The organism is Frankia torreyi (assembly GCF_000948395.1).
Classification (GTDB): Bacteria; Actinomycetota; Actinomycetes; order Frankiales; family Frankiaceae; genus Frankia; species Frankia torreyi.
Genome location: NZ_JYFN01000031.1, coordinates 1 through 23,543 on the forward strand (window position 1 = coordinate 1; position 23,543 = coordinate 23,543).

Consider the following 23,543-nt stretch of genomic DNA (forward strand, 5'->3'; position numbering starts at 1 on the left):
AGACTCTGCTGCTTAATTCGGCTGGGTGTCGTGGGTGCGGCATGATCTCCTCTGCGGTCCGGGTCGCCTCCCGGGCCGGGGGAGGTGGGGGACATGTCGTTGCAGCCGAAGGGGCTGCCGGAGATCCCGGCGCGGACCGTGGCGGTCGCGCGGGCGGCGTTCCCGCGGGGGACGTTGGCGATGCGGCTGCGGGATCGTCTCGCCGAGGTGTTCGTTGATGAGCCGTTCACCGGGGCGTTCGGGCGCCGTGGGGCGCCGGGTCTGCCGCCGGCGGTGTTGTCGCTGGTCACGGTGTTGCAGTTCGCCGAGAACCTGACTGATCGGCAGGCCGCGGCGATGGCGGTCCGCGCGATCGACTGGAAGTACGCCCTCGGGGCGGAGCTGACCGATACCGGGTTCGACGCGACGGTGCTGTCCCGGTTCCGGGCCCGGCTGGCCGGCCACGGCCTGGAACGGGTGGTCTTCGACCGGCTCGTGGAGGTCTGCCGTGAGCGGGGCCTGATCGGCGCCGGTGGCCGGGCGCGCACCGACTCCACCCATGTGATCAGCGCGGTGCGGGACCTGAACCGGACCGAGCTCGCCGGGGAGAGTGTGCGGGCGGCGTTGGAGGCCCTCGCGGTCGCGGCCCCGGACTGGCTGGCCGACACCCTGAACGTCGACGAGTTGGCGCACCGCTACGGCGAGCGGGTCAACGGGTGGACGATGCCGTCGTCGAAGACGGCCCGCGACCGTCTCGCGGTGGTGTTCGGCCAAGACGCGCTCGCGGTGTGCCGGGCGGTCGCCGCCCCCGGCGCACCGGGCTGGCTACGGGAGATTCCCGCGGTGGCGTTCCTGCGGGAGATGCTGGTGCAGACCTACTACCTGTCCACCGACAGCCGGGGACGGGAGGTGATCGTGAAGCGGGACGCCGACCAGCAGGGTGTCCCGCCCGGACATCGCCGCTTGGCCTCCCCNTANGACCGCGACGCGCGGTGGGCGGCCAAGGGCGACGACCTGTTCTGGTGCGGCTACAAGGTCCACCTCACCGAAACCTGCGACCCTCCCACCGAAGCCGAAGCCGAAGCCGAAGCCGAAGCCGAAGCCGAAGCGTTGCCGTTACGGCTGATCACGGACGTTCTCACCACCCCCGCGAGTGTCCCCGACGTGAAGGCCACCCTGCCCGTCCAAGCCGCCCTCGCCGAGCGTGGCCTCGCCCCCGCCGAGCACTACCTCGACGCCGGCTACTCCTCCGCCGACCTCCTCCACACCGCCGCCACCCGCGGCATCACCATGGTCACCCCCGCCCTTCTCGACCACTCACCCCAGGCCAGAGCCGGTACCGGCTACGACAAGGCCGCGTTCCGGATCGACTGGAAAACCCGCCAGGCCCGCTGCCCCCAAGGCCACACCAGCACCGGCTGGTACCCCGTCCGCCAGCACGACCGCGACGCCATCGTCGTCCAGTTCGCCCGCGCCGACTGCCACCCCTGCCTCACTCAGAAGGCGTGCACCGCCTCCGCGCGTGGCGCTCGTTTCCTCAGCCTGCGCCCCCGAGAACTCCACGAGACCCTCGCCGCCGCCCGCGCCGAGCAGGCCACCGACACCTGGAAGACCAGGTACGCCCTGCGCGCCGGGATCGAGGGCACCATCAACCAGGCCCTCGACGTCACCGGTCTGCGCAACGCCCGCTACCGCGGCCTGCCCAAGACCCGCCTCCAACACGCCTTCTCCGCCACCGCGGTCAACATCATCCGCCTCGACGCCCACGGGAACCCCGACCAACCGGCCTTCACNCACCGCCTCCGCGCGTGGCGCTCGTTTCCTCAGCCTGCGCCCCCGAGAACTCCACGAGACCCTCGCCGCCGCCCGCGCCGAGCAGGCCACCGACACCTGGAAGACCAGGTACGCCCTGCGCGCCGGGATCGAGGGCACCATCAACCAGGCCCTCGACGTCACCGGTCTGCGCAACGCCCGCTACCGCGGCCTGCCCAAGACCCGCCTCCAACACGCCTTCTCCGCCACCGCGGTCAACATCATCCGCCTCGACGCCCACGGGAACCCCGACCAACCGGCCTTCACNCCCCGCACCAGCAGACTCACCCGCCTCAGCCACCAACTCGCAACCCAAACCCCGAATTAAGCAGCAGAGTCGCAGCAGGCGGCAAAGCACCCGGAGGCAGGGCACCCGGAGGCAGGGCACCCGGAGGCGGGGCACCCGGCGCCCAACCCCGACCACGGTGCGGACGGTAACGACCCCGTCGGCACCGGGTTCGACCTGGTGGTGGCCGGGCCTGGACCCGGCGACCCCAACGACGCATCCGACGCGAAGATGGCGACCATGCGGCGGGTGATCGCGGATCGGCTCGCGGCGCGGCGGCCGCTGCTCGGCGTCTGCCTCGGCCACCAGTTGCTCGCCGGGCTGCTCGGGCTGCGGCTGCACCGGCGCGACGCCCCGTACCAGGGGCTCGCGCGCACCATCGACCTGTTCGGCCGGCCGCGGCGGGTCGGGTTCTACTCGACCTTCACCGCGATCGCCGGCACCGGCGAGCTCGCCACCGCTCATGGGCCGGTCCGGTTGGCCCTCGACCGTGCCGACGGATCGGTGCACGCGCTGCGCGGGGCGGCGTTCGCCGGGGTGCAGTTCCATCCGGAGTCGGTGCTCAGCGAGGACGGCCTGACGGTCCTGCGCGAGCTGCTCACCGAGCTACTGCCATCCACGGACGCGCCAGCCGCCCGCGCCGCCGCGCCGAGCCCGCTGCGCGCGGGGCCAGGAATTGCTGGAGGTTGATGACGGTCGTCGTCGCTCGCGACCGCCACCAACCTCCTGCATCTCCCTGCGTTGATCGTCCACGGGGAGGCGCCCGCCGTCGCTGCCACCCGGCGGTCAGACCATGCCGAGGGATGAGCACGGCATTTCGGACTCAAACCGTACCCAGCCCTCGGCTCGATCCCGTGCCCGACCGACCACGCAGGGATGCTGGCGGTCCGCAGCTCTGTTACGGCCCCGTGACCGGCGCCGGCGCTGTCCCCGCCGGACGTCGGCGCGGGGGATGATCCGCGGACATGGTCACCATCAGGGCAGCGCACCCGTCCGACGCGGCGGGCATCCGGGCGGTCTACGCACCGTTCGTCGCCGGATCGCCGGCGACCTTCGAGGAGGAGCTCCCGACGCGGGCGGACCTCCAAGCGCGGATGCTCGCCTCTCCCCGCCGGCCGTGGCTGGTCGCCGAGGCCGACGGGGAGATCGTCGGTTACGCCTACGCCAGCGCGCACCGCACGCGGGCGTCCTACCGCTGGTCGGTGGACACGTCGGTCTACCTGGCCGCCGCGCACCACCGGCGCGGGCTCGGCCGCCGCCTGTACGACGAGCTGATCGCGCAGGTGCGAACGCTGGGCTACCTCAACCTGTACGCGTGCATCACGCTTCCGAACGCGGCGAGCGTCGCGCTGCACACCGCGGCGGGTTTCCGGCCCATCGGGGTGTTTCCTCACGCGGGACACAAGCTCGGCGCCTGGCATGACGTCGGCTGGTTCGGGCTGACCCTGGTCGACGAGCNCCCCGCCCNCCCCGCCGAGCCACGCCCCTGGCGGCCCGAGGACGCGCCCGACGCCCCCTGAGGGCACAACCAGCGGAACACTGTGGGTGAGCAGAACGACGTTGGGCACGACCGGTTGGGCACGGGACGGCAGACCGGCGGACCGGCGGGTCGGCGGGTCGGCGGGTCGGCGGGTCGGCGGGTCGGCGGGTCGGCGGGTCGGCGGGTCGGCGGGTCGGACGGGTCGGACGGGTCGGACGGGTCGGACGGCGAGTGTGGGGTGGAGGGCGGGAGGGTCGTGCGGGCGGTGGGGATGGTGCTGCATCCGCGGCGGGACTCGGCCGAGGCCGTCGGGGCGGTCCTCGACTGGGCCGCGGAGCGGGACGTGACCGTGCTCGGCATCGACGGCGAGATCGAGCGGCTTCGGTGCACCGCGGTGGCGGTGCCCGCCGAGGAGTTGGCCGAGCGTAGCGACCTGCTGGTCAGCCTCGGCGGGGACGGGACGATGCTGCGCGCGATGCGGTTGGCCGACGGGCGGACGGCCCCCGTGCTCGGGGTGAACCTGGGCCGGCTCGGCTTCCTCGCGGAGGTCGACGTGCCGGAGCTGGCGGCGGCGCTGTCGGCGATCGACCGCGGCGAGTACACGGTGGAGCCGCGCCTCGCCGTCGACGCACGGATCGGCGCGGCGACCGTGAGCGCCTTCAACGATGTCGCCGTCGTCCGGGTGCCGGGGTACGGCGGCAGCGCGGCGGTGGCGCTGCGGGTCGACGGCCGGCCCTTCGTCCGCTATGCCGCCGACGCCGTCGTCGTGTCGACCCCGGCGGGCTCGACGGCATACAGCTTCTCGGCCGGCGGGCCGATCGTCAGCCCGTCCGTGGAGGCGCTGCTGGTCACCCCGGCCGCGCCGCACTCGGCGTTCAACCGTGGGGTGGTGCTGTCCGTGCGGGACGCCCTCGCCCTCGACGTGCTGCCCGGCAGCGCCCGCCTCGCCGTCGAGGTCGACGGCCGGGTGCACGACTACCTGGAGGCCGGCGCGACGGTCGAACTGCACCCGCGGCCCGGCGCGGCGGGGGTCGTCCGCCTCGGCCGGACAACCTTCTACGAGCGGGCCGCCCGCAAGCTGCGCCTCGCCGGCTCCGCCGAGGTCGACGGCCCCCGGGCCGGCCCGACCTGACCCGCCGGCCCCGTCGGGTCGGGTCAGCGGGCGGGTCGGGTCAGCGGGCGGGTCGGGTCAGCGGGCGGGTCGGGTCAGCGGCCGGCGGTCCAGCGGCGGTCGGACTCGTCCCAGGCCTCGTTGCGCTCGTCCAACCGCTGCCGCCAGTGGGCGGCCTGCTCGGCGCTGTCGTAGGGACCGAGGCGACGATGTCCCGGCGCGTCCGGCGGGTTCTCCGCCCGCCCGTGATCGAGGCACCACCACCAGCCGGTCGGATTCCATGCCGAGCTGTCCGCCGCCCGGCCACGGCCCCGACCGGACACCCGCTGCAACCACCTGAACATGTCTCGATCAGTACCCCGGATCGCCCCGCCTCCACCCCGGGCAACCGGTCGAGCGTGGGAACCCGCAGGCCTACCATTCGACCTATTTGCGATCTGGCCCATTTCGGCAGCCCTGCGCGCCCCGGGAGTCGCCTCATGCCCGTCGACGGAGAACCAACCACCCCGATCCGCTCCCCCGCGGGGCTCGCCGCGCTGCTCGGCGTGCGGATCCCCATCGTCCAGGCGCCGATGACCTACATCGCCGGGGCCCAGCTCGCCGCGGCCGTGTCGAACGCCGGCGCGCTCGGCGTCATCGAGACGACCTCGACGCAGGGCCGCGAGGACCTCAAGCGGGTCCGCGACCTCACCGACGCGCCGGTCGCGGCCAACATCGCGCTGGCCGCGCGCAACGACCCGTCCACCGTCGACGTGCTCGCCGACGCCGGCATCCGCACCGTGATCACCTCCGCCGGCGACCCCAGGGTGATGACCGGGCGGCTGCGGGACGCCGGGATGACCGTGTTCCACGTCGTCGGCAGCCTGCGCAACGCGCTCAAGGCCGCGGACGCGGGCGTCGACGGGGTGATCGTCGAGGGCGTCGAGGGCGGCGGGTTCAAGAACCCCCAGGCCGCGTCGACGCTCGTCCTGCTGCCCCTGGTCGCCTCCCGGGTCGACCTGCCGATCATCGCCGCCGGGGGGATCTGCGACGGGCCGTCGATGGCCGCGGCGCTCGTCCTCGGCGCCCAGGGCGTGCAGATGGGCACGCGGATGCTGACGTCCGCGGAGTCGCCGATCCACGACAACCTCAAGAACGCGGTCGTCGGCGCGGACGAGACCGCCACCGTGATGCTGTCGGTGCGGGGGCTGCCGACCATGCGGGTTCTGCGCACCCCCACCGCCGAGCGGGCCCTGGCCGCGGGCCGCTCCGACGTGGGCCTCGACGGCATCCCGACGCTCTACTTCACCGGCGACCTAGCCGCCAGCATGGCAAACACGGGCCAGGTGGCCGGCCGGATCGGGCGGGTCGAGGCGGTCGCCGACATCATCGGCCAGACGTGGGCGGGCGCCCGCGCCGCGCTCGACGACGCCCGCGCCCGCCTCGACGCCTGACCGCCTCGACGCCTGACCGCCTGGGCTCAGAGCCCGGCGGCCGCCGGGATGAGGCGCTCGCCGAGCAGCTCCAGCGGACGCAGCGTGTCCACGTCCGGCACCGATCCGTGGTAGTGGGTGACGCCAAGCCCGGCCAGCCGCTGGATCTCCGCGAGCAGGGCGTCGATCTTCTCACCGCCGGGCCCGGGGTCGAGCGGGCCGATCACCGTCTTCTCGATCTCGTCGTAGTCGCGCCCGACGTCCTGGCAGTGCGCGCGCAGCACGTCGAGCTTGTGCTCGACGTCGGGACCGGCGAACAGGTTGCAGGCCTGTGCGTAGCGCGCGACCAGGCGCAGGGTCTTCTTCTCGCCGCTGCCGCCGATGAGGATCGGCGGGTGCGGCCGGCGCAGCGGCGCCGGCACGTTGAGGGTGCGCTCGAGCTGGTAGTGCCGGCCGCTGTAAGGGGCGTCCTTGCCGCTCCACATCTGCAGAATGATCTCCAGCGCCTCCTCGAGACGCTCGAAACGCTCGGCGGTCGGGGGGAACGGCAGGCCGAGACCGCGCGCCTCCGGCTCGTTCCAGGCGGCGCCGATGCCGAGCCAGGCCCGACCCTCGGACAGCACGTCCAGCGTGGTCACGAGCTTCGCGAGCAGGCCGGGCTCCCGGTAGACGACCGCGGTCACCCAGGCGAGCAGCTCGATGCGGGTCGTGCGCGCGGCCAGGTAGCCGAGCGTCGTGTACGCCTCGAGCATGTCGTGCTCGGGCGGGCCGATCATGCCGATCTGCCAGACGTGGTCCATGACGCTGAGCTTCGCGAAGCCCGCGTCCTCGGCCGCGACCGCGACGCGCGTGAGGTCCTGCGCGATGGTCTGCGGCCCGCCGGACCAGGTGAAGTCGGAGACGTGCAGCCCGATTTCCATGGCCGTCCTTCCCGTCGGATGGGACCGGTCCCGGCGCGTGCGGCGCGCGGGGTGGGGCGGAGGAGTACTGGAGGATCCACGCAGTACTGGAGAGTCCTGGAGTACTGGAGTACTGGGAGATCTCGGAAACTGGAGATCTCGGAGTACTGGAGGATCCTCCGTTTACGACCCTACCGCCGTTCGCGACGCAGCCCCGCCCCGGGCGGTCTGCGCCGGAACCGGCCCGGCGCCGAGCTCAGTCGAGGACGACGACGAGCTTCCCGCGCACGTGGCCCGCCTCGCTGATCCGGTGCGCCTCGCCGAGCTCGGCGAGCGGCAGGGCTCGGGCGACCGGCATGGTGAGCCGGCCCGCGGCCGCGAGCGTCGCCGCCTCCCGCAGCGAGTAGAAGGCCCGCCCCTCCGCCCCGGTGGTGAACCGGACGCCGTGCTCCGCCGCGGTGACGTCACCGATGGACACCACCCGGTCCGGGCTGCCGGTCAGCGTGATCAGATCCGGCAGCGCACCCGCGCCCGACACCGCGAGGGCGGCGTCGACCCCGTCCGGGGCCAGCGAGCGGACCCGGTCGACCAGACCCGGGCCGTAGTCCGTCGCCGCCGCGCCGAGCGAGCGCAGGTACTCCTGGTTGTCCCGGCTGGCGGTGCCGATCACCCGCGCCCCACGCGCCTGCGCGAGCTGCACGGCGGCGAGCCCGACGCCGCCGGCCGCGCCGTTGACCAGCAGCGTCGTCCCGGCCGACTCCGACCCGGCCGCCGACTCCTGACCGGCCCCCAGCTCCAGGCCGGCCCCCGACTCCTCGCCGGCGGTGATGCCGAGCAGGTCGAGGCCGCGCGCGGCGGTCTCGACGGCCATCGCCAGGCCGGCGGCCTGCGCCCAGGTCAGCTGGGGCGGCTTCGGCGCCCACTCGTCGAGCACGGCGTACTCGGCGGAGGCGTTCTGCGCCGCACCGAACACCTCGTCACCGACCGACACACCCTCGACACCGGCGCCGACCTCGTCGACCACACCCGCGGCCTCCAGGCCCGGGATGTGCGGCAGCGGCACGGGTATGGTGCGCAGGGTCGAGCCGTTGCGGATCTTCCAGTCGACCGGGTTCACCCCGGCCGCCCGCACCGCGATCCGGATCTGCCCCGGCCCCGCGTGCGGCTGCGGCACGTCGACCAGGTGGAGGACCTCGGGGCCGCCGGTCTCCGCGAAACTCATCGCCTTCATGCGAGCATCCTCGTTGTCCATGCCCTCATTCTGGTCCCGCTCCCTCCGTGCCCCTCGGCGCCGGGTCGCATCCTCGCCGGTCCGGGGCCGGGGCGGCGGGAACCGGCGCGGCCGGCGCGCGTCGCCCCCGCTCCGCACCCGACCGGGCTCGGCGGAGCGGAGACCGTCCGCCATATTTCAAGTTTCTGACACGATGTATTCCTGTAACTCAACAGACTTCACTATCGAGATGATCGGCCGGGCTCGACGCAAGTCCCCTGCCAGCCCTCGATACCCGGCATTCCGGTGGCCCGTCGTCGTCGCGAGCCCGACTCGCCCAGCCGGGTAGGTGCCACTACCACACCGGAGCGGATCGCATACTCTGACATAGATGTCCGAGAACGAGATCCTCCGACGGGCCAGCTACGGTCCGACCAGCCCCGTGGTCGGCGCGCGCGGCACCCGCACTCGTGCGCGCATCGTGACGGCAGCGCTGGACCTGTTCGAGTCGCAGGGCTTCCACGGGACGTCGGTCGACGAGATCGCCACCGCGGCCGGTGTCTCGCGCGCCACCCTCTACCAGTACTTCGAGAGCAAGGAGACGATTTTCGTCGAGTTGCTCAACGAGTGCGGCGGCGCCCTCATGCGGGTCGTGCGCCGGATCGGTCCACTCGGGCCCACCGCTCTCGGCTTCGACAACCTGCACTGGTGGCTCGGCGAGTGGGCCTGGGTCTACGACAAGTACGCCACGATGTTCGTGCAGTGGGCGAACGTCGACTCGCCGCGGACGTCGGTCCGGCCGATGATCAGCGGCTTTCTGGAGTCGTACTACGACCGGATCGCCGAACGCCTGGTCTCCTCGCAGGTCGAGGGCATCGATCCCGTCGACGCCGCGATGACGCTCACCACCCTGGTGAACCGGTTCAACTACTTCCGGCACAGCGGATTCGGGGACGGGCAGCCGGCCGAGGCGCTCGTCGACAACCTCGCCGTCGTACTCCAGCTCATCCTGTTCCCGCACACCCCGGCCAGCGCCTTCGCGCAGCTCGGAGCCGAGCCGGTCGGGTCCGCGCACGCTGTCCGCCCGGTGCGCCGCCCCCCGCTGGCCGCGGTCCCGTCCCCGCCGGTGCCCGAGGTGACCGAGCGGTTCGCGTCCCTGAGCCCGCGGGCGTCGGCGACCGTCCGGCAGATCCTCGACGCCGGCATCCAGTGCTTCGCCGAGCGCGGCTACCACCTCTCGTTCGTCGACGACATCGTCGCGACGGCCGGCCTGGCCCGCGGCACCTTCTACAAGTACTTCGACGAGAAGCTGGACCTGCTGCTGGCGCTGAGCGCCGAGGCGTCGGCGGTCAGCACCCGCCTCGGCGTCGAGATCCGCGGCATCACGCTCGGCCCGGAGGGTCTCGGCCGGTTGCGCGGCTGGCTCGCCGACTTCGTCGCGTTCCACCTGCGCTACGTCGGGGTCACCCGGACCTGGATCGAGTCGGCGCCGCAGGACCCGCGCCTGGACGTGGTGCGCCGCCAGGTGGGGCACGAGATGTGGGCCGACTACGCGGCCCTGCTCGAGCAGGTGGAGCGGACCTATCCCCTCGACCTCGACGTGGCCGGCCTGGTGTTCTTCTGCCTGCTCGAACGGCTGCCGGACACCGCCGTCAACATGGCCCCGCCGAAGACCCCCGACGAGGCCGCCGCACTGCTGGGCACCGTCATCGAGCGGGGCCTGCTCAACGGCCGACCGATCGGCCACGCCGCAGCCTGACGCACCCCGCCGGCACTACCCCGCCGGCACTACCGCGCAGCCACCACCGCGCAGGCAGCCACTACCGCGCAGCCACTACCGCGCACGGGCGAGCACGCGGCGAGCGGCGACGGCCAGCGCCTCGTCGATCATCTCGCCGTCGAGACCGACCGCGCCGGCGCCGCGACGATGCGCGTCCGCCAGCGCCGCGAGCACCGCCCGGGCGCGGGCGACCTCCTCGGGCCCGGCGGTGAACGTCTCCCGTACGGTGCCGATCTGCGCCGGGTGGATGACCCACTTGCCGTCGTAGCCCAGCTCGCGGGCATGCTCGGCGGCCGCGCGCAGCCCGGCGTCGTCCGCGGTGCCGAGGTAGGGCCCGTCGATGGCCCGCAGGCCGTGGGCGCGCGCGGCGGTGAGCACCTGGTCCTGGACGTACAGCCAGCGCTGCGGCGGTGTGCTCGGGGCCCGGCCCAGCGACGCGCCGAGGTCGGCGTACCCGAGGATCAGGCCCTCCAGCCGGCCGCCGTGCGCGGCGATCTCCGCCACCCGGGACAGGCCCTCGGCGTTCTCGATCAGCGCCTGCACCCGCACGGGTGCCGTGCGCCCCGTGGCCGCGATGATCCCGTCGAGCAGCCGCTCGACGAAGGCGAGATCGCCCGCGTCCGACACCTTGGGGATGACGAGAGACAGCGGCCCGTCGCCGGCCGCCACGCAGGCCGCGATGTCGAGATGGCACCACGGCGACCGGATCGCGTTCACCCGCACGGACACCCCGGCCCCGCCCGCCCGGGGCCTCGCGAGGATCTCGGCGAGCACACCGGCCAGCAGCGCGCGGGCGTCGTCCTTGCGCTGCGGCGCCACCGCGTCCTCGAGATCGAAGACGAGCTCGTCGGCGCCCCGGTCGAAGGCGCGCAGGATCCGCTTCTCCTCCGTCGCGGGCACCGACAGGATCGCCCGGCAGCGACCCGCGCCCCCGCCCGGCCCGTCGTCCCCCGGCCCCGCGGGGCCGCCGTCATCCGGACCCGCGGGGCCGTTGTCCCCCGGACCCGCGGGGCCGCCGTCGGCGCTGCCCGTGATCCGCCCCTCGTCGTGCTGCCCCGTCGGGTGTCCCGACACCTCATCACTCCCTCGGACCTGGCGCGCCGGCCACCCACGGCCGTGACGTGTTCGTCAGACGCACGATACATTTCCGCCCGGTTCGCCGGCCGCTCCGGACGGTCGACAGCCGCCCCCGACCAGACTCGCGCCCATCCGGCTCGCGCCGAACCACATGTACGAGCCGTCAGACACGGACACCGACCCCTTGCAGATCATGCCAGATGTGGCATAACGTGCCACGTATGGCAGGTCACGCCGCCCCCGTTGCCGGACGGGGCGGCGCGGCCGCCGTTCACGACGTTCCGCCTGGAGCGGCCGGCGGGCAACCGGATGACGGTCCCTGCGGCAGCCATGTCCGTCCGGCCCCCGTGCCGGCTTCACGCGAGGAGTCCCGATGACGTTGGACCTGAAGGCAGCCGCTTCGACGCTGAACGGGCTGCGGCCGTTCCCCGTGGCGGTCACCACCATTCTGAACGGCCGGGCGAACGGCCTGATGTCGCTGTCGGCCGGCGCCGCGAGCATCGTGCCCGAGGCGCCGCGCGTGACGATCAGCCTCACGAAGTACAACCTGACCCACGACCTGGTCCTCGAGTCCGGCGTCTTCGCCATGCACCTGCTGGCGGCGACTCCGGAGGAGCAGTTCGCGATCTCCCTCGACATCCTCATGGGCCTGGGCGGAAGCTCCGGCCGCGACGGGGACAAGATCAGCCAGTTCCGGACGAAGCCGGGCGTCACCGGCACCCCGATCCTGCTCGACGCGCTCAGCTACGTCGAGGGACGGGTCGTGCACTCCCTCGACATCGACGAGAGCACACTGTTCGTCGCCGACGTCGTCGCCGCGGAACAGCTTCACGACGGCGAGCGGCTGCGCGTCGGCCCGGCGTGGGGCGCCCTGCCCAAGGAGTGGATCGAGCAGTACGACCGCAACCACCACCCTCAGCTCGAAAGCGCGCGCAAGTACCGCGAGCAGGCGAAGTCCTGACGCCCCGGGCCCGGCCTCGCCGCCGGGCCACCGCCCCCATCGACCCCATCACGGGAGTGTGAGTGAGCGACAAGCACGAGCTTCTGGTCCGCCAGTTCCTCGACCGGCTGGTCGAACGGGACTACGACGCGGCGGCCGCCCTCGTCGCCACGACCGCCCGCTACCACGTGAGCGCGTGGCAGCCGGCGGTCGTCGGACGTCCGGCCATCCGCGCGGAGTTCGACCGTCAGGCTGCCCTCTACTCGGCGTTCCAGTACGAGCTGGTCACGGTGGCCTCGACCGACTCCGTGGTCTTCACCGAACGGCTCGACAGCCTCACCATGGGCGGACGGTCCGTCGTCCTGCACTGGTGCGGGGTGTTCACGTTCGACGCCGACGGCCTGATCTCCGTCATCCGCGACTACTACGACATCAAGGAGCTGGAGCAGGCCCTCGCGCCCGCCTGACACGACTTCCCGCGCCCGGGCGCGGACGCGATCCCCGCGTACGGCCGTCGAGGCGTCCGGTACGCGGGGATTCGTCGTCCCGGGGGGCACAGGCCGGCCGCCAGGCTCCGCTTTCTAGCCGCGACCGGGCGTCCCGGTGACGTCCGGGGCCGGTCCGGGGCCCAGTCCGCCGCCGAGCAGGTCGAGCGCCTCCATCAGGTGCGCCCGCAGGCTCCCCCGGCGCGCCGCCCAGCGGCGGGCACCGACGACGAGCGCGGTGGCAGCGCTGATCCCGGCCAGCTCCGGCCACAGATCGTCCGTGGCGAGCCCCGCCCGCCCGGCGAGGGCCTCGGTGAGCATCGGACTGGTGACGGTGACGACGAGCTGCTGCACCCGCTCGTTGCCGTAGCTGTGGGCCATGGCGCGCTGCCAACGGCGCAGGTAGTCGTTGGTCTCCCCGGTCAGCGCGTCGACGGCGTTACGCAGCGCCGCGAACGGCGCCTCCGCCGGCGGGCGGCGGGCGGTCTCCTCGGCGATCGCCGTCGCGAGGCGGACCGGCAGCGCGGTGAGGATCATCTCCTTGCCCGGGTAGTACCGGTAGAAGCTGCGCACCGACACCCCGGCGGCGGCCGCGATCTGCTCGACGGTGACCTCGTCCATCGGCCGGGTGGTGAACAGCTCCAGCGCGGCCTGCTCGATGAGGTCCGCCGCCATCGCGCGGCGCCGCATCGCCAGGGTCGCGGACAACCGCCCGTTCCCGGCCGGGTCGACCGGGGGGACCCGACCGTTCCCGGCCGTCTCGTCCACCGGGCGGACCCGATCATTTCCGGCTGCCACCTCCACCGGGCGGATCCGGCTGTTGCCGCCCGCGTCCACCGGAGGTGTCACGCCGCCGCCCCGGGGCCGGACCCCGCACGCACCGGCACGCGGACCTCCACCGTCTCGAATCCCCTTCGTCGGACCCCGGCAGCCACCCACCGGCGCCGCCGGCCTGGCCGTGATGCCGGCGTCGCACCGTTCGTCACCATGGCCAGGCCTCCATCGTACGGACGGCGATCCCCTCGGACGGCGATCCCCTCGGACGGCGATCCCCTCGCCCCGCGGGCCGGACCCGCCCTCGGCCGCCGTCCGTCACCCGCGGGCGGCTGTCGACCATCGCGGGCCGGCGGCGAGGCTAGCGGACCAGGGCGGCGAGGGCGGTGCCGATCCGCTCGATGTCCTCTCGGAAGGCGGCCAGGCTGCGGCTGGTCGGCTCGATGGTGATCCACGTGACGCCGGCATCCTCGTACGCCCGGTAGGACGCCGCGACCGCGCGGGTGAAGGCGTCGACGTCCGGCAGGAGCTCGGCCTCGTAGGGCACGAACGACACGTCCAGCGGGGCCGCCCCGGCCTCGGCGCGCCGGTCCTGCACCCCGCGCACGGCCTCGGCCAGGGCCGCCACGTCCTCCATCGGCGGCGTCTTGGTGATCTTCGCGACGGCGACGGACTGCCCCATCGGCATCCAGCCGTCGGCAAGGGTGACCGCGCGCCGCCGCGCCGCGTTGCTGTTGCCGCCGATCCAGATCGGCGGGCCGCCGGCCTGCGCCGGGCCGGGCAGCGAGGTGTGCCCGTGCAGCGGGAACGTCGGGTCGTCCCGGTCGACGCTGCGGCCCGTCCACACGGCCCGCATCGCCGGGATGGCCGCGTCCAGCAGGCGCCCGCGCTGGGCGAAGTCGGCGCCGAGCGCGGCGAACTCGGTCTTCAGGTAGCCCGCGGCGACGCCCAGGGTGAGTCGCCCGCCGCTGAGCCGGTCCAGGCTCGCCGCGGACTTCGCCAGCAGGTACGGGCTGCGGTAGCCGGCGACCGCGACGTAGGTCATCACCCGCAGCCGGGTCGTCGCCGCGGCCAGGAAGCTCAGCGAGACGAACGGGTCGAACGCGTGGTGCCCGCCATTGCCGAGCCAGGCGTCGTCGGGGATCGGATGCTCGCTCATCGAGACCGCGTCGAACCCGGCCTCCTCCACCAGCCGGCCGACCTCGGCCAGGTCTCCGTCCCCGATCCAGCGGTCGTAGTGCTTCACCGCGCGCATCGGGAACATCAGGTTCAGGCGCATGGACACCTTCCGTCGTTGCCTGCCGGGGACCGGGCGGTCCCGCAGGCTCACTCGTCATCTGCCGGGGACCTGGCGGTCCCACGGGTCGTCGCTCGCAGGGAACCGGGCAGTCCCACGGGTCGTCATCCGCCGGGAACCGGGCAGTCCCCCGGTCCGCCCGCCGCCGGGCGGGAACCGGCGGCGACGGGCGCGCGGATGCAGGCTGTTCTGACACGGGTCGCCCGACGGGGGTCGGGGGGTGCAGGCCGCCACGGCACCGGTGCGCGTCACCTCCGGCGTGGCTTCGGGCCGCCTGCGCGGCCCCTGCGCACCAGCCGCCGCCCGGCGCGGGTGCTTCCGGAGGCGGATGGGCAGCCATACCCACTATGCTGTTCTGACAGCCACGTCACAAGTGTCGGCGCCGCGGGCCGCTGCCGAGACGCCCGCCCGACGGCGGGAAGCGCGGCCCGCCGCCCGGGCCGCCCGATCTCGTCCTGTCCCCGCGGCCCGCCGCCGGACCCCGCGGCCGCGGGGAGCCCGACGGCGAGGTCAGGGAAGGAAGCCACAACGATGGGTACCCGCCTCGCGGGCAAGACCGTGCTCGTGTCCGGATCGACCCGCGGCATCGGCCGCTCCATGGCGGAACTGTTCGCCGCCGAGGGGGCGCGCGTGGCCGTGACCGGCCGCACCGTCGCCAAGGGTGAGAAGGTCGTCGCGCGCATCCGCGCCGCCGGCGGCGAGGCGGAGTTCTTCCCCCTCGACGTCACCGACGAGACCAGCGTGCACGCCACGATCGACGCGGTGGCCGCGCGCTTCGGCGCGCTGAGCACGCTGGTGAACAACGCCGCCCCGACCGACGCCGTCGCCTCGACGATCAAGAAGATCGCCGACTACACGACCGAGGAGTGGAACCACATCCTGCTGGGCACCCTGACGGGCAACGTGTTCTGGGCGTCGAAGTACGCCTGGCCGTACCTGCGCGAGGCCGACGGGGCGGCGATCGTGAACGTCTCCTCGGGCCAGTCCATCGCCGGGTTCACCGGGTTCGGCGCCTATGCCGCGGCCAAGGGCGGCGTCAACGCCCTGAGCCGTACGCTGGCCGTCGAGGGCGCCGCCGACGGCATCCGCTCCAACACCATCGTCGTCGGGCGGGTCGTGAGCTCGCCGGGTGACTCCGGGGCGCTCACCGGCGGCGGACGGCTCACCCGCATCGGCAACCCGATGGACATCGCGTACACGGCCGCGTGGCTCGCCTCCGACGAGGCCGCCTTCGTCACCGGTGCGACGGTGACGGCCGACGGCGGCTTCAGCGCCAACGGCGACGCCGCCGCCGGCGAGGGCTGAGCGTGCCGGTCGCCACCCACCGGGGCACACGCCACCGGGGAGCACGCCACGAGGGGACAGTGGACATCACTGTCAGATCAAGGATCACCCAAGCCGGGATCGCCCGATCAGGGAGTGCCGGACCCGTCGCCGACGGGTCCGCAAGCGGGCACGGCGGGGCGGGATCCCTGCTGAGCACCGACGAACAGGAGCCATCCATGCCATCAGCACCCGCCGCACCGCGGCGGCAGGTCCGATGAGCGCGCCGGGCAGCGCCGCCACCGTCCCCGCCGCGTCAGGCCCCGCCGCGTCAGGTCAGGGCGTGTCCGGCCCCGCCGCGTCTGTCCAGGGCGTGTCCGCCCCGGCGGGCCCGCTCGGGACCACCGTGCTGCACACGGTCGAGGGGGGGATCGCGACGATCACCCTGAACCGGCCGGAGGCCGCGAACGCGATCCAGCCGGCGATGCGCGACGTCATCATCGATCTGCTCGCCCAGGCCGACGCCGACCCCGAGGTCCGGGTGGTGGTGCTCGCCTCGAACGGGCGGCACTTCTGCTCCGGCGCCGACGTCACCGGGATCGCGGCGAGCCGGGCGCAGGGCGCCGAGAAGCGGGTCACCGACGCCATGCGGCGCATCATGACCGGTGCGCAGCGGCTGGTGTCCTCGGTCCTCGACTGCGGCAAGCCGGTCATCGCCGTCGTCCAGGGGCCGGCGGCCGGCCTCGGCGCGCACCTGGCGTACGCCAGCGACCTCGTCGTGGCCGCGGAGAACGCGGTCTTCGTCGAGTCGTTCGTGCTGCGCGGCCTGGTCGTCGACGCCGGTGGCGCCTACCTGCTGCCGCGGCGCATCGGCATGCAGAAGGCCAAGGAGCTGGCGTTCTTCGGCGAGAAGCTGCCCGCGAGCGAGGCACTCACCCTCGGCCTGGTCAACCGGGTCGTGCCCGCCGAGGAGCTCGCCGCCACCGCCGCCGGGTTCGCCGAGCGCCTCGCCGGCGCCGCGACGAGCGCCATCGCGCTGACCAAGCGGCTGTTCAACGAGTCCCCGGATGTCGACCGGGCCGCCGCCTTCCTGGCCGAGGGCATGGCCCAGGAGCTGCAGTCGCACGCCCACGACTCGACCGAGGGCGTGACCGCGTTCGTCCAGCGCCGCTCCCCCGAGTACCGCGGCTACTGATCCGCGGCCACGCGAACCGCGGCCACTGATCCGAGGAGGACACCCATGGCGACCGGCGCACCCCGGGTCGACCTGCCGACCATCGAGGACGAGAACCGGCCCTTCTGGGACGCCGCCCGCCAGGGCCGCTTCCTGATCGCCCGCTGCGCGTCCTGTGGGCGGGCGCACCACTACCCCCGCCCGTTCTGCCCGTTCTGCTGGAGCGAGGACGTGTCCTGGGAGGACGCCAGCGGGCAGGCGACCCTCTACACCTACTCGACGGTGTTCGTGAACGACCTGCACCCGTTCGCCGAGCGGATCCCCTACGTGGCGGCCCTGGTCGACCTGGTGGAAGGGCCGCGGGTGATGACGAACATCATCGACGCCGACCCGGCGGACCTGCACATCGGCATGCCGCTGACGGTCGCCTACCGCGAGCTGACCGACGAGATCACCGCGCCGGTCTTCCGCCCCGCCGACCCGGCCGCCGGCGGCTGAGCTCGCCCCGTTCCCGCGACACACCCGTTCCAGCTACCCACCCAGGGAGTTCGTATGGCAGGCCTGCTCGACGGCAAGATCGCACTGGTGACCGGCGCCGGCCACGGCATCGGCCGTGGCCACGCGCTCGAACTCGCCAAGCACGGCGCGACCGTCATCGTCAACGACCTCGGCAGCACGGTCAGCGGCGAGGGCCGCGGCCGTGATGCCGAGGAGGTCGTGAAGATCATCGAAAAGCGCGGCGGCACCGCCGTGGCGGACTTCGGGGACGTCGGCGACGAGGAGCAGGTCGAGGCCAGCGTCGCCCGGGCCTTCGACGAGTTCGGCCGCCTCGACATCGTCGTCAANAACGCCGGCATCGTGCGCGACAAGGCCGTGTGGAACATGAGCACGGCCGACTTCGACCTGGTCCTGCGGGTGCACCTACGCGGCACCTGGCTGGTCAGCCGGGCGGTCGCGAAGCGCTGGCGGGCCGCGGCCAAGGCCGCCGACAGCGGCAAGGTCTACGGCCGGATCATCAACACGACCTCCGGCGCGGGCCTGTCCGGCCACTTCGGCCAGACGAACTACAGCGCGGCGAAGGCCGGCATCGTCGGGCTGACCCTGACGCTGTCGCTGGAGCTGGCGAGCATCGGCGTGACCGTGAACGCGATCGGCCCGGGCGGCCTGACCCGGCTGTCGGGCACCATGCCCGGCCAGGCGAAGCCGCTGGAGCCCGACGAGCGGCCCGAGGACGAGTTCGACCCCAAGGACCCGTCGCTGTGCAGCCCGGTCGTCGCCTGGCTCGCCAGCGACGAGGCCGGCCACGTCAGCGGCCAGGTCATCAAGGCCATCGGCGAGCGCATCCAGCTCATGGGCGGCTGGCACGAGCAGGCCGTGGTGAACAACGGCGGCAAGCGCTGGGACGCCACCAAGCTCGGCCCCCTGTTCGCCACCGACATCTTCCGCACCCGCGCCCCCGGCCTGCGCCTCGGCGGCTGAGTGCGCCCAGCTCAGCCCGCGGCCAGCGTGCGCAGGGCGGCGGTGTCCACCTTGAGCATGCTGGTCAGCGGCAGCGCCTCGACGACCTCGAGGCGGTCCGGCGCCTTGTAGTCGGCCAGCCGTCCCCGCACCCAGGCCCGCAGCTCGGCAAGATCCGGCGGGCTCGCGGGGTCGGCCGGCTCGACGAAGGCGACCCCGATCTCGCCGATCACCGGGGCCGGCGCGCCGATGACCGCCGCGCGCCGCACTCGGGGATGCTCCGCCAGCACGTTCTCCACCTCCAGCGGGTACACGTTGTACCCGCCGCGGATGTAGAGGTCGCTGGCCCGCCCGCGCAGCCGCAGGTTGCCGTCGGCGTCGAGCGCCCCGAAGTCGCCGCTGATGAGCCAGCCGTCGCCGCGCAGCACCGCCGCGGTCTGGTCGGCGTCGTTCCAGTAGCCGCGCATCACCGTGTCGCCGCGGACCCAGACCCGGCCGACCTCGCCGGTCGCGACGTCGCGCCCGGCGTCGTCGCGCAGCGCGATCTCGATACCGGTCTGGGGCCGGCCCACCGTGCGAAACTGCACGTCCGGCGGGTCGTCCGGCTCGGTGCCGCAGATGCTCGGCGACTCGGTCATGGCGTAGCGGACGACGAGGGGCACCCCCAGCCGGGTGACGACCCGCTCCACCAGCTCGGGCGCGGCGGGCGCGGTCGCGGCGAGCCCCAGACGCAGCGTCGCGACCGCGCGCACGGTCCGCTCGGCGTCGGGCAGCTCCAGCAGCTTGGCCCACTGGGTGGGCACGGCGCCGGCGACGGTGATCCGCTCGTCACGCAGGATGTCCGCCATCCCCGCTGCCGACCAGGGCACCGGGCTGATCACCATGGTGGTGCCCCAGGCGAGCTGGTCGACGATCTTCGCCATGTACCCGGCGTGCGCGAAGGGCGTCGCGACGAGCCGGCGGTCGAACGGCCGGCTCATCACCCCCGCGGAGGCGACGGCGGCGGCGAGGTTGCGGTGGTCGAACCAGGCCCCCTTGGGCAGCCCGGTCGTCCCGGACGTCCAGATGATCACCACCGGGTCCGCCGGCGCCACGGCCGGGCGGTCGCGGCCGAGCCCGGGGTGGCGCCGCAGCGCCGCGAGCTCGGACCGCGCCAGCACGGGCAGCCCCGCCGGCACCGCCGGCAGGCCCGCGTCCCTGTCGACGATCACCAGCGCGGGCCGGCACCGGTCGAGGATCCCCGTCACCTCCCGGGAACCCAGGCGCGTGTTCAGCCCGGTGGTGACCGCTCCCAGCCGGGCCGCCGCCGCGTAGCAGATGGCGTAGTCGATCGACGAGGGCAGCATCAGCGCGACGACGTCCCCCGGGCCGATCCCCCGCGCGGCGAGCGCCCCGGCCAGTGCGTCGGCGGCCGCCGCCCATGCGGCGAAGCTGATCCGCCCGTCGGGCCCGACGTAGGCCTCCCGCTCACCGAACCGCTCGGCGGCGGCGTCCAGCGCCACCCCGACCGTCGCGTACGAGTCGGGTGCGCCCAGCGGCGGGGAGCCGCCCACGCCGGGCTAGTCCCGCCCGAGGATGACGGTCCCCGACGAGCAGAGCCAGCCGCCGGTGCCGCTGACGCAGGCCAGCCGGGCGTCCGGCACCTGCCGGCCCTCGGCCTCGCCGCGTAGCTGGCGCACCGCCTCGACGATGAGGAACAGGCCGCGCTGCCCGGGATGGCACGCCGACAGGCCACCACCGTCGGTGTTGGTCGGCAGTGCCCCGCCAAGGCGCAGCCGCCCGTCCGCGACGAACGGGCCGCCCTCGCCCTTCTTGCAGAAGCCGAGGTCCTCCAGGGTGACCATCAGCATGTACGTGAACGCGTCGTAGAGCTCACAGACGTCGATGTCCTCCGGGCTCACCCCGGCCCGGGAGAACGCCAGCGGCCCGGAGACGGCCGCGGGACCGGTGGTCACGTCCTCCCACTGGCTGGTCGACACGTGCGTCACGCACTCGCCCGTGCCGAGGACCCACACCGGCGGACGCGGCAGGTCGGCGATGCGGTCCTCGGCGACGAGCACCGCCGCGGCGCCGCCGTCCGAGCGGATACAGCAGTGCAGCTTGGTGAACGGGTCAGCGATCATCGACCCGGACAGCACATCGTCGATCGTGATCGGGTCGCGGTAGTACGCCTCCGGGTTCGGGCCGGCGTTGTAGCGGGCGGAGACCGCGATCTCGGCGAGCTGCTCGATCGTCGTGCCGAACTCGTGCATGTGCCGACGGGCGGCCATGGCGTACTTGGAGATCAGGGTGTGGCCGTAGGGGGCCTCCCACGACTGCGGGCCGCGGCTGCCCCAGTTCAGGCTCGCCGTGCGCAACCGCTTACGCAGGTCGGAACGGGCCGTCGAGCCATAGGTGAGCAGCACCACGTCCGCATGCCCGGCGGAGATCGCATCGGCGGCGTGGGCGGCCATGACCTCCCACGACGCCCCGCCGACGGTGGTGGAGTCGATCCAGCGGGGGCGCAGGCCCAGATACTCGGCGACGTCGATCGGCGCCAGCGTCCCGAGCGAGGTCGACGCGAGCCCGTCGACGTCACCCGGCCCGAGCCCGGCGTCCGCGAGCGCGCGGCGGCTGGCCTGGGCGATCAGCGCGTACGGGGTGGAGCCGTCGGTGCGGCCCACGTCCGACAAGGCGACCCCGGCGATGGCGACCCGTCGGCTCATCGCCCGGCCCCCGCGGGCAGACAGGGGCGCAGGAGGGTCGGGCGGGACGGCGGTCGAGTCATGTGTCCTCCGATCGGGTGCCGGCAGGGGCCGGCTACTGCGCCGCCGGCTGGGCGACCAGGCGCGCGAGATGGTCGGCGGGCTCGCCGAGCAGGTGCTCCAGGACGTGCGCCCGCTTCAGGAACAGGTGCGAGTCGTGCTCGAAGGTGTAGCCCATGCCGCCGTGCACCTGGATGGTGGCGGAGGCGTTCTCGACGGCGTAGCGGCCGGCGACGCTCTTGGCGGCCAGCGCCTGGAACTCGGCGTCGGCCCGCCCGTCCTGGACGCAGATCGCCGCGAACAGCACCTGCGACAGCGCGGCCTCGGCCCGCACCGCCATGTCCGCGCAGGCGTGCTTGATCGCCTGGTTGACCCCGATGGGCCGGCCGAACTGCACCCGTACCTTGGCGTGCTCGGTGGACAGGTCGCGGGTCGCCTCGGCGATCCCGACGCTCATCGCCGCCGTCAGCACGAGCGCACGCAGGCGGATCGGCTCCTCCTGCGTGCTCACCCAGGCGATGATCGGCACCGCCTCCGCGCGCGCCTCGGCCAGCCGGATGCCCGGGTCGATCGCCGGCTCGGAGTGCACATCGGTCAGCGCGGCGGTCTCGACCAGCGCGGCACCCGCGGGGTCGAGCAGCAGGACGTAGCGGGAGTCGGCCGCGTCGAGGAGCTGGAACCGCCCGTCCAGGGTCGAGGGGGTGGTGGCGGCCTCGAACCCGTCCGGGCCGCGGCGCAGGGCCAGGCCCACCGCCGCCTTCCCGGACAGGATCGCCGACGCCGTCTCGTGCTGGCCGGCCAGCGCCGCGACGCGGGCGCCCAGCACGGTCGGCAGGAACGGCCCCGGCACCAGTCGGCGGCCCATCTCCCGGAACAGCAGCGTCTCCTCGGCCAGCTCACACCCGGCGCCACCGAGCTCCTCGGCGATGCCCAGGCCGAACAGGCCCAGCTCCGCGCTCTCCGACCAGACCCGCCGGTCCACGACCACGGGCTCGTCGCGCCGCTCCCGGATGACCGAGATCGGCAGCTCGTTGCCGAAGAAGTCGGCGGCGAGGGAGGCTATCTCCATCTGGCCCGGCGTGGGTAGCAGGTCCACGGTGCGCTCCTCAGGGTGTTTCGATGGCTGCTGGGGGATCGGTGAGCTTCAGCGCGGCAGACCGAGCACCCGATCACCGATGATGTTGCGCTGGACCTCGGACGNCCCCCCGCCGATGGACACCGAGTACGAGTACAGGTAGTTGCCGGACCAGCCGCCCGGCTCCCAGCGCGAGACGAACCGCAGGGCGTCCGCGCCGAGCAGGTCGAACGCCAGCCGGTACACCTTCTTGGCGATGTCGGAGTAGAACAGCTTGACCATCGACCCCTCGGGCCCGGGCTGGTCGCGGTGCATGTTGCGGGAGATGCCGGCGTAGGTCATGGCGCGCAGCGACGCGACCTCGGCGCGCGCGGTCGCGAGGCGTCGCGCGATCTCGTCGTCGGCGATCGCCGGGCGCCGCCCGTCGGGGCCGGTGCGCTCCTTCGCCAGGTCGATGAGCTTCTCCACGGTGCTGGCGAGGCGGACCTGGTTGGCGGTGAAGGCGGTGCCGCGCTCGAACGACAGTGTGGACATCGCCACACTCCAGCCGTTGTTCAGCCCGCCGACAACGTTTTCCAACGGGATGCGGACGTCGTCGTAGAAGACCTCGCAGAACTCTGCGCCGCCCTCGATCGTCTCGATCCCGCGCACCTCGATGCCTGGGGTGTGCATGTCACAGATCACCCAGGAGATGCCGTGGTGACGCGACCCTTCGGGGTCGGTGCGGACCAGCAACTCCTGCCAGTCCGCGAGGGTGGCGAAGCTGGTCCAGATCTTCTGCCCGGACACGACGAGCTCGTCGCCCTCGATGCGGGCCCTCGTGCGCAGCGCGGCGAGGTCGGAACCGGCGTCCGGCTCGGAGAACCCCTGGCACCAGATCACCTCCCCGCGCAGGATGCGGGGTAGGTGATAGGCCTTCTGCTCCTCGGTCGCGCGCGTCATCAGGGTCGGCCCGGCGTGGCTGAGGCCGACGAAGCAGGCATCGATGCCCGGCAGCCCGGCGCGCCCATACTCCTCGAACCAGATCAGCTGCTGCAGCAGGGAAAGCCCACGGCCGCCGTACTCCTGCGGCCAGGAGATACCCGCCCAGCCGCCCTCCCACTGGGTGCGCTGCCAGGCGAGATCATACTCACGCATCGCCGGGCCCATCTCGGGGCGGATCTCCCGGGGGGCGTTCTCCTCGAGCCAGGTTCGCACCTGCTCACGGAACTCGACCTGCTCCTTCGAGAAGTCAAGGTCCATTCGTCGGCCTCCGTCCCACCGCCTGGCATCTCGTGACGCCCTTGT

At 73.5% G+C, this 23,543-nt stretch carries 23 protein-coding genes and 3 pseudogenes; 15 read left to right on the plus strand and 11 right to left on the minus strand.

Translation table 11 applies throughout. From position 1 onward, the window contains the following. Positions 1–93: 93 nt before the first annotated feature. The 6 genes and pseudogenes from FF36_RS38355 to FF36_RS18720 form a co-directional block, all read left to right on the plus strand. The coding region (locus tag FF36_RS38355; protein WP_277912950.1) for a transposase at positions 94–953 on the plus strand (860 nt) is incomplete at its 3' end. 40 nt (positions 954–993) lie between these two features. Next, positions 994–1,772, plus strand: a 779-nt coding sequence (locus tag FF36_RS38360; protein ID WP_242422623.1) for a transposase, incomplete at its 3' end; no start/stop codon positions are given. 1 nt (position 1,773) lies between these two features. Further along, positions 1,774–2,058 (plus strand): annotated as a pseudogene (locus FF36_RS40925) (transposase); the annotation flags it as partial. A gap of 202 nt (positions 2,059–2,260) precedes the next feature. After that, on the plus strand, positions 2,261–2,767 hold the full coding sequence (locus FF36_RS18705; protein WP_242419148.1) for a glutamine amidotransferase-related protein: 507 nt from the start codon (positions 2,261–2,263) through the stop codon (positions 2,765–2,767). A 275-nt stretch (positions 2,768–3,042) separates the two neighbouring features. Continuing rightward, positions 3,043–3,535, plus strand: a 493-nt coding sequence (locus tag FF36_RS18715) for a GNAT family N-acetyltransferase (protein ID WP_242419130.1), incomplete at its 3' end; no start/stop codon positions are given. Between the two features lie 83 nt (positions 3,536–3,618). Next, entirely contained in the window at positions 3,619–4,689 is a 1,071-nt protein-coding gene (locus tag FF36_RS18720; RefSeq protein ID WP_242422613.1) for an NAD(+)/NADH kinase, read from the plus strand. A gap of 74 nt (positions 4,690–4,763) precedes the next feature. Here FF36_RS18720 and FF36_RS18725 read toward each other — a convergent pair whose 3' ends face one another. Continuing rightward, positions 4,764–5,012, minus strand: coding sequence for a hypothetical protein (locus tag FF36_RS18725; RefSeq protein ID WP_044886410.1), 249 nt, complete (start codon positions 5,010–5,012; stop codon positions 4,764–4,766). A 135-nt stretch (positions 5,013–5,147) separates the two neighbouring features. On the opposite strand from FF36_RS18725, the gene FF36_RS18730 reads away from it, so the two are divergent. Beyond that, positions 5,148–6,101, plus strand: a complete 954-nt coding sequence (locus FF36_RS18730) for an NAD(P)H-dependent flavin oxidoreductase (RefSeq protein WP_044886411.1) — start codon at positions 5,148–5,150, stop codon at positions 6,099–6,101. A 26-nt stretch (positions 6,102–6,127) separates the two neighbouring features. Here the strand turns inward: FF36_RS18730 and FF36_RS18735 are convergent, their stop codons facing one another. Together FF36_RS18735 and FF36_RS18740 are read right to left on the minus strand one after the other, a co-directional pair. Then, on the minus strand, positions 6,128–7,000 hold the full coding sequence (locus FF36_RS18735; protein ID WP_044886412.1) for an LLM class F420-dependent oxidoreductase: 873 nt from the start codon (positions 6,998–7,000) through the stop codon (positions 6,128–6,130). Between the two features lie 235 nt (positions 7,001–7,235). After that, positions 7,236–8,210, minus strand: coding sequence for an NADP-dependent oxidoreductase (locus tag FF36_RS18740; protein WP_044886413.1), 975 nt, complete (start codon positions 8,208–8,210; stop codon positions 7,236–7,238). Between the two features lie 370 nt (positions 8,211–8,580). Here FF36_RS18740 and FF36_RS18745 point away from each other — a divergent pair, with 370 nt between their 5' ends. Next, positions 8,581–9,948, plus strand: coding sequence for a TetR/AcrR family transcriptional regulator (locus FF36_RS18745; RefSeq protein WP_044886414.1), 1,368 nt, complete (start codon positions 8,581–8,583; stop codon positions 9,946–9,948). 75 nt (positions 9,949–10,023) lie between these two features. Here the strand turns inward: FF36_RS18745 and FF36_RS18750 are convergent, their stop codons facing one another. Continuing rightward, entirely contained in the window at positions 10,024–11,043 is a 1,020-nt protein-coding gene (locus tag FF36_RS18750) for an HpcH/HpaI aldolase/citrate lyase family protein (protein WP_242419131.1), read from the minus strand. A 376-nt stretch (positions 11,044–11,419) separates the two neighbouring features. On the opposite strand from FF36_RS18750, the gene FF36_RS18755 reads away from it, so the two are divergent. Together FF36_RS18755 and FF36_RS18760 are read left to right on the plus strand one after the other, a co-directional pair. Next, entirely contained in the window at positions 11,420–12,007 is a 588-nt protein-coding gene (locus tag FF36_RS18755; RefSeq protein WP_044886415.1) for a flavin reductase family protein, read from the plus strand. A gap of 62 nt (positions 12,008–12,069) precedes the next feature. Continuing rightward, positions 12,070–12,453: a limonene-1,2-epoxide hydrolase family protein gene (locus FF36_RS18760; RefSeq protein ID WP_044886416.1), complete on the plus strand. Its 384-nt coding sequence runs from the start codon at positions 12,070–12,072 to the stop codon at positions 12,451–12,453. Between the two features lie 114 nt (positions 12,454–12,567). On the opposite strand, the gene FF36_RS18765 is transcribed toward FF36_RS18760, so the two are convergent. Both FF36_RS18765 and FF36_RS18770 read right to left on the minus strand, forming a co-directional pair. Beyond that, entirely contained in the window at positions 12,568–13,320 is a 753-nt protein-coding gene (locus FF36_RS18765) for a TetR/AcrR family transcriptional regulator (protein WP_044886417.1), read from the minus strand. Positions 13,321–13,606: 286 nt separating this feature from the next. Continuing rightward, the gene (locus FF36_RS18770) at positions 13,607–14,524 is read right to left on the minus strand and encodes an LLM class F420-dependent oxidoreductase (protein WP_044886418.1); all 918 of its coding nucleotides are present in this window, start codon (positions 14,522–14,524) and stop codon (positions 13,607–13,609) included. Positions 14,525–15,073: 549 nt separating this feature from the next. On the opposite strand from FF36_RS18770, the gene FF36_RS18775 reads away from it, so the two are divergent. The 5 genes and pseudogenes from FF36_RS18775 to FF36_RS18790 form a co-directional block, all read left to right on the plus strand. Beyond that, the gene (locus FF36_RS18775) at positions 15,074–15,847 is read left to right on the plus strand and encodes an SDR family NAD(P)-dependent oxidoreductase (protein WP_044886419.1); all 774 of its coding nucleotides are present in this window, start codon (positions 15,074–15,076) and stop codon (positions 15,845–15,847) included. A 235-nt stretch (positions 15,848–16,082) separates the two neighbouring features. Further along, a complete protein-coding gene (locus FF36_RS18780; protein ID WP_242422614.1) occupies positions 16,083–17,000 on the plus strand; it encodes an enoyl-CoA hydratase/isomerase family protein in 918 nt (305 codons plus the stop codon). Between the two features lie 45 nt (positions 17,001–17,045). Beyond that, positions 17,046–17,477, plus strand: coding sequence for a Zn-ribbon domain-containing OB-fold protein (locus FF36_RS18785; RefSeq protein WP_044886420.1), 432 nt, complete (start codon positions 17,046–17,048; stop codon positions 17,475–17,477). Between the two features lie 54 nt (positions 17,478–17,531). After that, positions 17,532–17,824 (plus strand): SDR family NAD(P)-dependent oxidoreductase (locus tag FF36_RS38365; protein WP_242422616.1); only part of this gene is annotated, 293 nt, incomplete at its 3' end. A gap of 1 nt (position 17,825) precedes the next feature. After that, positions 17,826–18,458 (plus strand): annotated as a pseudogene (locus FF36_RS18790) (SDR family NAD(P)-dependent oxidoreductase); the annotation flags it as partial. Positions 18,459–18,469: 11 nt separating this feature from the next. Here the strand turns inward: FF36_RS18790 and FF36_RS18795 are convergent. The 5 genes and pseudogenes from FF36_RS18795 to FF36_RS18810 all read right to left on the minus strand — a co-directional run. Continuing rightward, on the minus strand, positions 18,470–19,990 hold the full coding sequence (locus FF36_RS18795) for a class I adenylate-forming enzyme family protein (RefSeq protein ID WP_173667268.1): 1,521 nt from the start codon (positions 19,988–19,990) through the stop codon (positions 18,470–18,472). A 6-nt stretch (positions 19,991–19,996) separates the two neighbouring features. Further along, positions 19,997–21,142 (minus strand): acetyl-CoA acetyltransferase, encoded by a 1,146-nt coding sequence (locus FF36_RS18800; protein ID WP_044886422.1) that lies wholly within the window; start codon positions 21,140–21,142, stop codon positions 19,997–19,999. A 94-nt stretch (positions 21,143–21,236) separates the two neighbouring features. Further along, positions 21,237–22,277: an acyl-CoA dehydrogenase family protein gene (locus tag FF36_RS18805; RefSeq protein ID WP_044886423.1), complete on the minus strand. Its 1,041-nt coding sequence runs from the start codon at positions 22,275–22,277 to the stop codon at positions 21,237–21,239. Between the two features lie 48 nt (positions 22,278–22,325). Next, positions 22,326–22,381, minus strand: a 56-nt coding sequence (locus FF36_RS40045) for a hypothetical protein (RefSeq protein WP_277912951.1), incomplete at its 5' end; no start/stop codon positions are given. Position 22,382: 1 nt separating this feature from the next. Continuing rightward, a pseudogene (locus tag FF36_RS18810) lies at positions 22,383–23,498 on the minus strand (acyl-CoA dehydrogenase family protein); the annotation flags it as partial. Positions 23,499–23,543 lie beyond the last annotated feature (45 nt).